Origin of the sequence: Arthrobacter sp. GMC3, assembly GCF_002929305.1 — a bacterium.
Taxonomy (GTDB): domain Bacteria; phylum Actinomycetota; class Actinomycetes; order Actinomycetales; family Micrococcaceae; genus Specibacter.
In genome coordinates this window covers 50,347-62,894 of sequence record NZ_PJIO01000009.1, presented here as the reverse complement: position 1 = coordinate 62,894, position 12,548 = coordinate 50,347, and the positions used below count along the sequence as shown (strand labels likewise).

The following is a 12,548-nucleotide window of genomic DNA, read 5'->3' as shown; positions in this document are numbered from 1 at the left end:
GAGGGTGCGAGTAAGCGAGTTTTGGCGATTGATGGATGATGAATTTAGTGCCGGGTATTCCCGCGTGCTGGCCCGGGACCTTGTCCTTAAAGGAGTGGGTGGAAATACAGCCGCCAACGCCTTGAGTGCCGGCTACGAGCCCCGAGAGATCTGGCTGGCAGTGTGCGAGATGCAAGATGTTCCCGCTGGTAGACGACTGGGGCGGGATATTCCCCCGAAGAACTAAGTCAGCTTGCCGACACGCCACACGGAAGTTCGAATATCTATTCGATTCGATCTAGAATTGATGTAAGGCAACCATGATGGAGCAAAAATAGTTGTCCACATTTTGCTCCGCAGGCAGGCATCGTCACAGACAATGTCAGAGCCTTGAACTAGCGTTTGAAGTAACGGAGAAAGGCCCCGCCTGATCCGTCGCAACAACAGAACGCAACAGACCATTAACCGTTTGCAACGCAAGCCGCGTTGCTGATGGAGCCGAAAATCGGCACAGATGAAAGACCGAGGTGAATCATGGCCGCTCCCGCAGACCGTGAAAAGGCGCTAGCAGCAGCACTGGCCCAGATCGACAAGCAGTTCGGCAAGGGTTCGGTGATGCGATTGGGCGATGACGTCCGCGCGCCCATTGAAGTCATTCCCACCGGCTCCATCGCCCTAGACGTCGCCCTTGGCATTGGCGGGTTGCCCCGCGGCCGAGTCGTGGAGATCTACGGTCCGGAATCATCCGGTAAGACCACCTTGGCCCTGCACGCCGTTGCCAGCGCGCAGAAGCTTGGCGGAATCGCGGCGTTCATCGACGCCGAGCATGCCCTTGATCCCGACTACGCGGCCAAGCTGGGCGTGGATGTTGACGCTCTCCTGGTCTCTCAGCCGGATACCGGCGAGCAGGCGCTGGAGATCATGGACATGCTGATTGGCTCGGGATCCCTGGACGTCATTGTCATTGACTCCGTCGCCGCTCTGGTGCCCCGTGCCGAAATTGAAGGCGACATGGGTGACAGCCACGTGGGTCTGCAGGCCCGTTTGATGAGCCAGGCGCTGCGTAAGATCACAGGACGTCTGAGCCAGACCAAGACCACAGCCATCTTCATCAACCAGCTGCGTGAAAAGATCGGTGTGTTCTTCGGTAGCCCGGAAACCACTACAGGCGGTAAGGCATTGAAGTTCTACGCCTCCATCCGCATTGACGTGCGGCGCATCCAGACGCTGAAGGAAGGTGCCGAGGCAGTCGGTAACCGCACCAAGGCCAAGGTTGTCAAAAACAAGATGGCGCCGCCGTTCAAGATCGCCGAGTTCGACATCATCTACGGTGTCGGGATTTCCCGCGAAGGTGGCATCATCGACATGGGCGTGGAGCACGGCATTATCAAGAAGTCGGGCTCGTGGTACACCTACGACGGCGACCAGCTGGGCCAGGGCATGGAGAATTCCCGCCGGTTCCTCAAGGACAATCCTGAGCTGGCTGATGAGCTCGAACGCCTGATCAAGGCCAAGTTGGGTGTCGGCCTCACGCCTGCAGCTGAAGAGGAAAAGGCTCCCAAGCTCAAAGCTGTCGACGGTTTCTAACAGCGCGCCATGAACGCCAGGAGAACCGTGAAGGATCTGGACCCCGACGCCAACCCGGCGTCGGTGGCCCGGAGCATTATCCTGCGCCAGCTGACTAATTCACCCAAGAGCCGGCACCAGCTGGCGCAAAAGCTGGCCGAACGCGATATCCCCGAAGACGTCATCGAATCGGTCCTTGACCGCTTCGAAGAAATACGTCTCATCGACGACGCCGAATTTGCCCACTTGTGGGTGCGCAGCCGGGCCAGAAACAAGTCACTGGCCCGGGGTGCCCTTAAACGCGAACTGGCGGAGAAGGGAATTGCCCCGGAGCTGATCGAAGACGCTTTGGCCCAGGTCAGCGATGACGATGAAAACGATGGCGCCAGAACTCTGGTTCGTCGAAAGCTGGGGGCCTGCAAAAACCTGGCCGACAGGGATGAGCGGGAGAAGTACACCCGCCGCTGGGTGGCCATGCTGGCGCGCAAAGGCTACAGCCCCAATCTGGCCTACCAGGTGGTTGGGCAGGTTATTGACGACGCCCTATCAGATGAGCCTGGCTTGGAATAGCGGGTGTTCGCGTTATGCTAGCCACCTATGACTACTCTTTCACGCTACGCACTCCGCGCCGCGGCCGCTGCCGTCGCCGTTGGGTTCGTGGTGATCTCGGGCCCGGGCGCATCGCCCGTGCTTGCAGATGATGGACCGCCCAAGGGTTTCCCCAGCTGGTCTGACGTCCAGTCGGCCAAGGGCAACGTGGCGGCAACTCAGGCGCAGGTTGCCAAGATCAATGGCCTGCTGGACGGTTTGGAAAACCAGGCCGGACTTTTAGGCAACGCCGCCGTTGCCGCGGGGGCCAGTTACGCCCTAACCGAGCGTCAGCTTGATGCCGTCACGGCCCAGGTCGACGTCCTTTCTGCCCAGGCGGAGCGGGCGGCCAAGGAGGGTGCCAAGTATCGCCAGGAAGCCGTGGCGGTAGCCGTGCAAAGCTACAAGTCCGGCGGAACCAATTTGGGCGTCCTGGCATCAATTTCGGCACTTGGCTCTCAAGAGTCCCTTGACGGCTTGGATCTTTTGCACATCGTAGGCGCCCAGGCAGCGGCTAAGCAGACCAAGGCCGAGAGTGCCCAAGCGGTAGCCTCGGCCCTGACCAAGAGCCTGCAGGCCGCGCAGGGTGAGCGCAACAGATTGGCCGCCGAAGCGAAAACCGGACTGGATACGGCCGTGGCGGCACAAACCGCCGTTACACAGCAAGTGGCATCAACAGCGGAGCAAAGCAACACGCTCGTCGCGCAGCTGGCGTCCCTAAACAACACCACGGCGGAAGTGGAGAACCAATACCGCCAAGGTCAAACAGCGTTGGCTGCCTACAATGTGGCCCAAGCCGCCAAGGAAAAGGCGGCGGCCGACGAAGCTGCCCGGCGCAAGGCTGAACAAGATCAGGCCGCAGCGCCGAACCCCGTTCCCAACCCGGGCACGCCCACCATTCCCAATCCCGGCGGCGGCACCACCACCCCACCAGATGTCGTGCTGCCGGTCATCCCCGGCGGGGCGGTCAACGACCCGGCCGGCGCGCAGGCCTACGCGGCAGGCCGACTGGGTGCTTACGGTTGGGACCAGGGACAGTTCTCCTGCCTGGTTCAGCTGTGGAACCGCGAATCCAACTGGCTAACCACGGCCACCAACCCTTACAGCGGCGCCTATGGGATTGCCCAGTCACTTCCGGCAGAGAAGTACGCCACGGCGGGCAGCGACTGGTTGACAAACTACCGCACCCAGATCGAATGGGGCCTGGGCTACATCAAAAACCGCTACAGTTCCCCGTGCGGCGCCTGGGCGCATTCGGAAGCCGTGGGCTGGTACTAGACCCGGCCTGCCATGTTCCGCTCGGCCGTCCTCGCACCGGTTTAGTGGATACTCCGCGCAGGTCTTAAGCTGGGTGGGTGACCCTGACCCAAGACAGCGTTGATATTTCCGCAACCTCCCTGACCGGCCGGCCCCGCAGCTATGAGGTGCGCACCTACGGCTGCCAGATGAACGTCCACGACTCCGAGCGCATGGCAGGGCTGCTGGAGGCTGCCGGCATGGTTCCGGTTGACTCAATCGATCAGGAGCCCCTCACGGATGCCTCGGGCGACGCGGTGCTCACCGGTGCCATTCCCGACGTCATTGTCATCAACACGTGTGCGGTCCGCGAAAACGCCGACAACAAGCTTTACGGAAACCTGGGCATGCTTGCGCACATCAAGGAAAGCAACCCCGGCATGCAGATTGCCGTGGGCGGCTGCCTGGCGCAGAAGGACCGGGAGACAGTCCAAAAGCGTGCCCCCTGGGTCGATGTGGTTTTTGGCACCCACAACGTGGGGGCCCTGCCTGTGTTGCTGGAACGCGCCCGGCACAACGCAGACGCGCAGATGGAAATCCTGGAATCCCTTGAGGTTTTCCCCTCCACTCTGCCCACCAAGCGGGACTCCGTGTACGCAGGCTGGGTCAGTATCTCCGTGGGATGCAACAACACCTGCACCTTCTGCATTGTGCCCTCCCTGCGAGGGAAGGAACGCGACCGCCGCCCGGGAGAGATCCTGGCGGAGGTCCAGGCATTGGTGGACGACGGCGCCATTGAGGTGACGCTGTTGGGTCAGAACGTGAATTCCTACGGTGTGGAGTTTGGTGACAGGCTCGCCTTTGGCAAGCTACTGCGGGCTTGCGGTGCCATTGAGGGGCTGGAACGCGTTCGTTTCACCAGTCCTCACCCGGCGGCGTTCACCGACGACGTCATTGCCGCCATGGCGGAGACTCCCAACGTCATGCCCCAGTTGCACATGCCATTGCAGTCGGGATCGGACAAAGTCCTCAAGGACATGCGCCGCTCCTACCGCTCGGCAAAGTTCCTGGGCATTTTGGAGAAGGTTCGCGAACAGATTCCGCAGGCTGCCATCTCCACAGATATCATTGTCGGCTTTCCGGGTGAAACTGAGGAGGATTTCCAGGCGACGCTCGACGTCGTCGAGGCCTCTCGCTTCGCCACGGCCTTCACCTACCAGTACTCCAAGCGACCGGGCACCCCGGCAGCAGATTTGCCCGACCAACTCCCCAAGGAAGTGGTGCAGGAGCGCTTCTTGCGACTGACCGCATTGCAGGACAGGATTTCCGCCGAGGAGAACGCGCTGCAGGTGGGGCGCCAGGTGGAAGTCATGGTCACCGCGCAGTCAGGACGCAAGGCTGCGCAGACGCACAGGCTCTCGGGCCGGGCCCGGGACCAGCGCCTGGTCCACTTCAGCGTTCCGGAAGGTGTCACAACGCCACGCCCCGGCGATCTTGTCACCGTGACTGTCACCGGTGCTGCGGCCTTCCACCTCGTGGCGGACCCTGCCAGCGTTGGCGAGATTGAAGTACGCCGCTCCCGTGCAGGCGACGCCTGGGACCTGGCGCAGGCCGCGTCGTGCGGTGTTCCAACGCCGGGTACGGCCACCGGCGGGACGAAGGGTGTGTCCTTGGGAATGCCCACGCTGCCCGTGCGCACGGCGTGAGCACTGCGACTCCTGAGTCCCGGGAGCGCTCGGCGCTGCCGGTCGTCGCCGTCGTCGGCCCCACCGGATCCGGAAAATCCGAGCTGGCCCTCCAGCTGGCCGAACGCTTCAACGGTGAAGCCGTCAACGCAGACTCCATGCAGTTCTATCGCGGCATGGACATCGGCACCGCCAAGCTGCCCGTCGGTGAGCGGCGCGGGATTGCCCACCACCTGATGGACTTTCTCACGGTACGCCAGGACACCACAGTTGCGCAGTTCCAGGACCTGGCCCGGGCCGCCATCGCCGACATTCAGGCTCGCGGGAAGCTGCCCATCCTGGTCGGCGGCTCGGGCCTGTACGTGCGCGCCGCCGTTGATGTTTTGGAGTTTCCAGGCACGGACCCGGGTATCCGGGCACGCTTGGAAGATGAGTTGGAACATCACGGACTGGGACACCTGGCCGTCCGGCTGGCACAGGTGGACCCGGTTTCAGCTGCGCGCATCAGCGACGGCAAACGGGTGGTCCGGGCCCTGGAAGTGCACGAGCTGACGGGAAGGCCCTTCAGCTCTTTCATGCCAGAACGCAAGTATGTCCAGCCAACCGTTCAGATAGGCATCAACGGGGACCGTGCAGAACTGCACCAGAGGCTTGCGGCCCGCGTTCACGGCATGGTTGCCGGGGGGTTGGTAGAGGAGGTCCAGGCGCTGCTCCCGGAAGGTCTTCGCGAAGGCCGTACGGCGCAGAAGGCGCTGGGCTACCAGCAGTTCCTGCGGGTCATTGACGGCGAGTCAACGATGGCCCGGGCCACGGAGGAGACCATCGTGGGTACGCGGCAGTTCGCGCGACGGCAGGTGACCTGGTTCAACGCCGATCCCCGCGTTCACTGGCTGGACTGGGCTCAACCTGATATTGGTGACGCCGCGGCGGAACTTGTCCGGCACACACTGACACCCTAAAAGGCCCGGGCCTGCGTTGGAGTCACTTTGCCTTAGGGTTAAACCATGACTGACACCCACGCCTCTCTCGTAGGCCTGCGCTTCTCCAAAGGCCACGGCACCGGCAACGATTTTGTTTTGGTGGCCGATCCCGACGGTGACCACCAGATCAGCCCGGAGCAGGTGGCGTACCTGTGCGATCGGCGCCGTGGCATTGGCGGGGACGGACTGATCCGTGCCGTCCGCTCCAAGCACCTGCCCGAGGGGCAGGCCGTGTTGGCCGGGAATCCCGACGCCGAATGGTTCATGGACTACCGCAATGGCGACGGTTCGTTGTCTGAAATGTGCGGCAATGGCGTTCGAGTCTTTGTGCACTTCTTGATCGAGCAGGGCCTGGTGGTGCTTCATCCCGGCAGCGAACTGGTCATCGGGACCCGGGGCGGTGTCAAAGTGGTGGCCCGCACCGAGCACGGCTACCGGGTGGACATGGGCCCGTGGGCGTTTATCTTCCCGGAGAGCGTTGCCGAACGTGGCATGGATTCGCTGGTCGATGCCGCGGGGCTGGCCGTGACCCGCCCCGCACTTTCAGTGGACATGGGCAACCCTCATACGGTGGTCGCGCTGGCCGACGCCGACGAGCTCGCCGGCACCAACCTTAACGAGGCTCCGGTAGTTTCGCCGGTGCCCCCGCACGGAACCAATGTGGAGTTCGCGGTGCCGGCCGAGCCCTTGGTGACGGACGACGTCGGGCACATCAGTATGCGCGTCCACGAACGTGGCGTGGGGGAGACGCTCTCCTGCGGCACGGGAGCCTGCGCCGCCGCCGTCGCAACACGCTTCTGGGCAGGCTCTGACGCCCCCGATACGTGGCAAGTCACGGTTCCCGGCGGAACCGTGGGAGTACGCTTCTTCCCGGGGCCCGATGGACGTGAGCACGTGGAACTTAGCGGCCCCGCCGTGATCGTGGCCGACGGCGTCCTTAGCCCGCTGTTCGAGTGACGCGAAGGATCCGGAATGCCTTGTTGGTGGAGTCTCGGGAGACCTTGAAGCCTGCCTCGGGGAAACGCTGAGTCAATTCCTGCGCCAACCAGCGCTGCAGGGAATCCGAACCCAGATTCTTCTGCACCACCAGGTAGGCGTTGCCGCCGACTGCGAGGCGGGGCAGCCACATCAACAAGATCGAGTGCAGTTCCTCCTTGCCCACCCGGATGGGCGGGTTGGACCAGATCGTGTCAAAGCGCAGATCCGGGTCCACGGCGTCGGGGGTTGAGGCGTGGACGTTGCCCAGACCAAGGGCTTTGGCGTTGTCGTTGGTCAGGTCGATGGAGCGTTCGTTGACATCTACCGCATACACCACGGCGTCGGGGGAGCGCAGGGCCAGGGTCAGTGCCACCGGACCCCAGCCGCAGCCAATGTCGAGCAAATTGCCTTCTGCGGCGGGCGGCGGAGCCTCGGCGAGCAAAATGGTGGTGCCCTTATCGACGCCGTCTGGGCTGAAAATGCCGCCTGCCGTTTGGAGCTGCCGTTCCTGTCCGGCCAAGACCACTTTAAGTGGTCGCCGTTTCAACGGTGTTGACGGCTGTGAAGTGAAATAATGATCTGCGCCCTGAGTACCCATAGTCATGCCAGATTAGTGCGAAATGGCCCAAATCGGTATCTAGGCACGCCTAAGCGCCACCTCTTGACCGGCTTTGTCCACAGGCAAGGCGCGGGTGAAGATGTGCGTGTCGGTGCACGGGACTACGATTGAGGTAACGCCAATAAGGAGAACATGTCCAACGCATCTGCACCACACGATTCCGCTGACCCCAACGTCCCCGCCAGTGAACCCTCATCGGGGACTGCCGGGAACGCGGCCTCGGATCTTTCTGTGGCCGAGATCGAGGCAGTGATTGACCGGATTCTTGCCAAGGACGCGGCAACTTCACGGGCAGTCCGCGACGAGGCCCGGCTCGACGCCGACGATCCCCAGGCCACGCCTGTCGCCAGCCACCCCATCATCGGCCGCGCCCAGGCCGTCTCCAACCTAGCCTTTGAGCACAGCCGGTTCGACGGCGACCAGTCGGAACTGGCTGAACGAAACGCCTTGCGGCGCAAGGCCGGGCTGTCCACCGAACTTGAAGACGTCACCGAGGTCGAATACCGCCAGCTGCGGCTGGAACGGGTTGTTCTGGCAGGTATTTGGAGCACGGGCACCATGGCCGACGCCGAGAACTCGCTCCGCGAGCTCGCCGCACTAGCCGAAACCGCCGGCTCGGAAGTCCTCGACGGGATGGTCCAGCGCCGGGCCAAGCCGGATCCGGCCACCTACCTGGGGACCGGCAAGGCGGAGGAGCTCAAGGCGATTGTCCACGCCACGGGCGCCGACACCGTCATCATTGACGGCGACCTGGCCCCATCCCAACGCCGCACTCTTGAGGAAGTCGTCAAGGTCAAGGTCATTGACCGGACGGCACTGATTCTTGACATTTTCGCCCAGCACGCACAGTCACGCGAAGGCCGCGCCCAGGTGGAGCTGGCCCAGATGGAATACCTGTTGCCGCGCCTGCGCGGTTGGGGTGAATCCATGTCCCGCCAGGCCGGTGGCCGTGTTGGTGCCGCAGGCGGTGGCATTGGCTCTCGAGGCCCCGGTGAAACCAAGATGGAACTGGACCGCCGCAAGATCCGCACCCGCATGGCGAAGCTGCGCCGTGAAATTGCGGCCATGAAGCCCGCGCGAGAGACCAAGCGTGCCAACAGGAAGCGCAATGCGGTCCCGTCCGTGGCCATTGCCGGCTACACCAACGCCGGTAAGTCATCGCTGCTCAATAGGCTCACCAATGCCGGTGTCCTGGTTGAGAACGCCTTGTTCGCGACCCTGGATCCCACTGTGCGCAAGACGGAGACTGCAGACGGGCTTGGCTACACCCTTGTCGATACGGTGGGCTTTGTGCGTTCGCTGCCCACCCAGCTGGTTGAGGCCTTCCGCTCTACCTTGGAGGAAGTGGCGGACGCGGATTTGATCTTGCACATCGTTGACGCCTCCCATCCGGATCCCGAGGGCCAGATCGCTGCCGTGCGCACCGTTTTTGCCGAGGTCGGCGCACTGAAGATTCCCGAGATCATCATCTTGAACAAGGTGGACATCGCCGATCCTTTGGTCGTTCAACGCCTGCGCCAGCGTGAGCCCCGCAGTGTGGAGTTTTCCGCCCGCACAGGAGAGGGCCTTCAGGTACTTCTCGACGCCGTCAGCGAGGCCATTCCCCGTCCGGGGGTAGACCTGACACTCCTGATTCCTTATGACCGCGGCGATGTGTTGAACCGATTGCACGGAAGCGATGCAGAAATTCTCAGCATCGATCATGGCGAAACCGGCACGGTGGCGCACGTGCGTGTCCGTGACGACTTGGCCGCCGAAGTGGCACCCTTTGTCCAGCATGGATAAAGGTGTTGCCGAAGCGACGATTTCCCGACCCTCGGAGTCTTCAAGTGACGACCTGACGGCCCAGGCCCTGGAACTGCTCGATAGCGCCGTGGACGCCATGGGTGGCCAGCGTCGTGAAGGTCAGCATGAGATGGTTCGCAAGGTAGTGGCGGCCATTGAAACCGGCGATCACCTCTTGGTGCAAGCCGGAACTGGCACCGGTAAGTCATTGGCCTACCTGATCCCCTTGATTGTCCATGCCCTGACCAGTGATAAGCCGTCCGTGGTGGCAACGGCAACACTAGCCCTGCAGGCCCAGATCGTGGGCCGGGATGTGCCCCGGTTGCTTGCTGCCTTGGAGCCGCTGCTTCCGCGCCCTATCGACGTCGCCCTTGTTAAGGGCCGCAGCAACTACGTGTGCAAGCAAAAGCTCGAAGGCGGGTTTCCCTCTGAGGACTCCTCCGAGGGAGCGCTTTTTAGCCTGGGTGAAGACTCCAGCGTTGTGCACCTGCCCGGTGCCAAGACCGGACCAACATCCGCTCTTGGCCGCGAAGTGGTGCGCCTGCGTGACTGGGCTCAGGACACCGAAACCGGAGACCGTGACGAGTTGCTGCCCGGTGTCACGGACAAGGCATGGCGGCAGGTTTCTGTCACGTCCATGGAGTGCCTTGGTGCGCAAAAATGCCCGCTGGCAGAGATTTGCTTCTCCGAAGTAGCCCGGGCCAAGGGTGCCGAGGCTGACATTGTTGTCACCAACCACGCCATGCTGGCCATCAGCGCTTTTGAGGGGATCGCTGTGCTGCCGGACTACGACGTGGTGGTGGTAGATGAGGCTCACGAGCTTCAAGACCGTGTAACGGGTGCCGTCACCGGTCAGCTTTCGGTCCAGATGGTGCAAGCCGCGGCATCAAGCACACGCAAACACACCGGCGTTTCTGTTGATGCGCTCCATGCGGCTGGCAACGCCTTGGATCTGGCTTTTGCCGGGACTCCTTCGGGGCTGTTGCCCAACGGGCTCAACGACGTCCAAACGGACGCCATTAGCCAGTTGCGCGACGCTGCGCGCGTGGCACTTTCGGACTCTAAACCGGAAGGATCGGCGGCCGTCGACGGCGGGCGCTCCATTGCCCGATCCCGGCTGAACCTGATCTTTGACCTGTGTGAGAGGTTCCTGGATGCCCAGGATGCCCGGGAAGTCGTATGGACTGCGCGGGTGGGCAGCTTCACGCCAGGGCAGGGGTATCAAAAGGCGGATGAGACCGAACCTCCCGTCATCAACATTGCCCCGCTCAGCGTTGCCGGGAAACTGCGCGAAGGCCTCTTCGCCGACCACACCGTCATTCTCACCTCGGCAACACTTGCCATTGGCGAGTCGTTCCAAGCCACGGCCGGGGGGCTTGGTCTGTTGGGTGCCAATGCGCCTGACTGGACTGGTGCCGACGTCGGCTCGCCCTTCGACTATCCCAAACAGGGCATGCTGTACGTTGCGGCGCATCTGCAAAAGCCCGGTTTCGGGAACTCTCCGGAGCAATTAGCCGAATTGGAGGCCTTGATCACCGCCGCTGGGGGAGGAACTCTTGCTTTGTTCTCCTCACGTCGTGCGGCCGAGGACGCCGCAGAGAAGCTCCGCAAGAAGCTCAAGGTCAAGATCCTCTGCCAGGGGGATTCCTCGATTGCCGGTTTGATCAAGGAATTTGCCGACGAACCCGACACCTGCTTGTTCGGCACCATGTCCTTATGGCAGGGCGTCGACGTCCAGGGGGCCTCCTGCCGCCTGGTCGTCATTGACAGGATTCCCTTTCCCCGTCCGGATGACCCGCTTGTAACCGCCCGGGCCAGGGCCGTGGCCCAAAGCGGGGGCGACGGTTTCATTGCCATCTCCGCAACCCACGCAGCCATTCGGCTGGCACAGGGCGTAGGACGCCTCATTCGTTCCAGCAGCGACAGGGGAGTGGTAGCCGTTCTGGACTCCCGCCTGGCCAACGCCAGCTACGGCGGATTCCTGCGGGCGGCACTGCCGCCGTTTTGGTCCACAAAGGACAGGGCTGTCGCCCTGTCGGCACTAGAACGGCTTTCCGGCAAATAGCCTGGCGACATAACGAAGCGCCCGTGGCCTGCGGACCACGGGCGCTTCGTCATTGACACTTGCTACGGGCTGCGCACTTGCTACAGGCTGCGGAGAACCGAAACTACCTTGCCCATGACGGTGGCGTTGTCGCCAAGGATGGGCTCGTAGCGGGTGTTTTGCGGCAACAACCAGGTATGGCCGTCGCGCTGGCGGAACGTCTTGACAGTGGCCTCGTCCTCAAGCAGCGCGGCAACAATTTCACCATTGTTGGCCGTGTTCTGCCGGCGCACTACCACCCAGTCACCGTCACAAATGGCGGCGTCGATCATGGAATCGCCGGCAACCTTGAGCATGAAAAGCTCACCGTTGCCCACGATCTGGCGCGGTAGCGGCATGATGTCATCCACCATCTGGTCGGCAAGAATGGGGCCGCCAGCGGCGATCCGGCCCACGAGCGGAACAAACGCCGTGTCTGAGGAACTGCTCAGCTGGGCAAAATTCAATCCGTTGGAACTGCGAACTTGATCGGGGGAGCTTACGCCCTCGATCTCCACGACGCCGTCGTCGAGAACCAGCGGAATCAACACTTCCATGGCGCGCGGGCGCTTGGGGTCTCGACGAAGGTAACCGTGGCGTTCCAACTGGGTCAGCTGGTGGGTGACGCTGGAAAGACTGGCAAGACCGACGTCGTCGCCAATTTCACGCATCGAGGGCGGGTAGCCCTTGTCCGCAATGGAACGCTGAATGCACTCAAGGATCTTTTTTTGACGGACTGTCAGACCCTTCATGCCAGCCCTGCTCGGGGCCTGGGGTATGCGGTGCGGAGGTTCTGGAAGCGTCATGATCCTTCGGTCCTTTCTTGGATGCCACCAATAATGTCAGTGCCTGCTGGTGGACTGCTTTTAGAGGCGAATCCTTACCTTCAAGATTAAGCCAGAAAAGTGCGAATTTCAAACATTTGTTCTAGCGAGTCTTGTCAGGAGTCGTTCATAGATGCTAAAACAGTAGTACAGCAGTTAGAACATACGTTCTATCGAACAAATTGTTTATGGAAGTTTTGCTCCTGCAAAATGACTGAGTCTCCC

At 62.2% G+C, this 12,548-nt stretch carries 11 protein-coding genes; 9 read left to right on the top strand and 2 right to left on the bottom strand.

Annotated features, from left to right (window positions below):
- Positions 1-4: 4 nt before the first annotated feature.
- From CXQ94_RS14890 to dapF, 7 genes are all read left to right on the top strand, one after another.
- Positions 5-226 (top strand): DUF3046 domain-containing protein, encoded by a 222-nt coding sequence (locus tag CXQ94_RS14890; RefSeq protein WP_104091365.1) that lies wholly within the window; start codon positions 5-7, stop codon positions 224-226.
- 287 nt (positions 227-513) lie between these two features.
- On the top strand, positions 514-1,566 hold the full coding sequence (gene recA / locus CXQ94_RS14885) for a recombinase RecA (RefSeq protein WP_104091364.1): 1,053 nt from the start codon (positions 514-516) through the stop codon (positions 1,564-1,566).
- A gap of 9 nt (positions 1,567-1,575) precedes the next feature.
- Positions 1,576-2,115, top strand: a complete 540-nt coding sequence (locus CXQ94_RS14880) for a regulatory protein RecX (protein ID WP_104091363.1) — start codon at positions 1,576-1,578, stop codon at positions 2,113-2,115.
- Positions 2,116-2,142: 27 nt separating this feature from the next.
- Entirely contained in the window at positions 2,143-3,411 is a 1,269-nt protein-coding gene (locus CXQ94_RS14875; RefSeq protein ID WP_104091362.1) for a transglycosylase, read from the top strand.
- Between the two features lie 77 nt (positions 3,412-3,488).
- Positions 3,489-5,075, top strand: coding sequence for a tRNA (N6-isopentenyl adenosine(37)-C2)-methylthiotransferase MiaB (gene miaB, locus CXQ94_RS14870; RefSeq protein WP_104091361.1), 1,587 nt, complete (start codon positions 3,489-3,491; stop codon positions 5,073-5,075).
- Entirely contained in the window at positions 5,072-6,013 is a 942-nt protein-coding gene (gene miaA / locus CXQ94_RS14865) for a tRNA (adenosine(37)-N6)-dimethylallyltransferase MiaA (protein WP_181034239.1), read from the top strand. The genes miaB and miaA overlap by 4 nt, the downstream gene beginning before the upstream one ends.
- A gap of 45 nt (positions 6,014-6,058) precedes the next feature.
- A complete protein-coding gene (gene dapF, locus CXQ94_RS14860; protein ID WP_104091360.1) occupies positions 6,059-6,991 on the top strand; it encodes a diaminopimelate epimerase in 933 nt (310 codons plus the stop codon).
- Here the strand turns inward: dapF and CXQ94_RS14855 are convergent.
- Positions 6,972-7,610 (bottom strand): class I SAM-dependent methyltransferase, encoded by a 639-nt coding sequence (locus CXQ94_RS14855; protein ID WP_104091359.1) that lies wholly within the window; start codon positions 7,608-7,610, stop codon positions 6,972-6,974. The genes dapF and CXQ94_RS14855 overlap by 20 nt on opposite strands.
- 153 nt (positions 7,611-7,763) lie before the next feature.
- Here CXQ94_RS14855 and hflX point away from each other — a divergent pair, with 153 nt between their 5' ends.
- Positions 7,764-9,416 (top strand): GTPase HflX, encoded by a 1,653-nt coding sequence (hflX, locus tag CXQ94_RS14850; protein WP_104091358.1) that lies wholly within the window; start codon positions 7,764-7,766, stop codon positions 9,414-9,416.
- Positions 9,409-11,481: an ATP-dependent DNA helicase gene (locus CXQ94_RS14845; RefSeq protein ID WP_104091357.1), complete on the top strand. Its 2,073-nt coding sequence runs from the start codon at positions 9,409-9,411 to the stop codon at positions 11,479-11,481. Before hflX ends, CXQ94_RS14845 begins: the two co-directional genes overlap by 8 nt.
- An 80-nt stretch (positions 11,482-11,561) precedes the next feature.
- On the opposite strand, the gene lexA is transcribed toward CXQ94_RS14845, so the two are convergent.
- Complete coding sequence (gene lexA / locus CXQ94_RS14840) at positions 11,562-12,251, bottom strand: transcriptional repressor LexA (RefSeq protein ID WP_146070327.1); 690 nt, start codon at positions 12,249-12,251, stop codon at positions 11,562-11,564.
- Between the last annotated feature and the right edge of the window lie 297 nt (positions 12,252-12,548).

Excerpts from the sequence above, each read along its gene's own strand:
- recA (WP_104091364.1), top strand. The coding sequence starts at position 514 with ATGGCCGCTCCCGCAGACCGTGAAAAGGCGCTAGCAGCAGCACTGGCC.
- CXQ94_RS14880 (WP_104091363.1), top strand. The coding sequence starts at position 1,576 with ATGAACGCCAGGAGAACCGTGAAGGATCTGGACCCCGACGCCAACCCG.
- CXQ94_RS14875 (WP_104091362.1), top strand. The coding sequence starts at position 2,143 with ATGACTACTCTTTCACGCTACGCACTCCGCGCCGCGGCCGCTGCCGTC.
- dapF (WP_104091360.1), top strand. The coding sequence starts at position 6,059 with ATGACTGACACCCACGCCTCTCTCGTAGGCCTGCGCTTCTCCAAAGGC.
- CXQ94_RS14855 (WP_104091359.1), bottom strand. The coding sequence starts at position 7,610 with ATGGGTACTCAGGGCGCAGATCATTATTTCACTTCACAGCCGTCAACA.
- hflX (WP_104091358.1), top strand. The coding sequence starts at position 7,764 with ATGTCCAACGCATCTGCACCACACGATTCCGCTGACCCCAACGTCCCC.
- CXQ94_RS14845 (WP_104091357.1), top strand. The coding sequence starts at position 9,409 with ATGGATAAAGGTGTTGCCGAAGCGACGATTTCCCGACCCTCGGAGTCT.
- lexA (WP_146070327.1), bottom strand. The coding sequence starts at position 12,251 with ATGAAGGGTCTGACAGTCCGTCAAAAAAAGATCCTTGAGTGCATTCAG.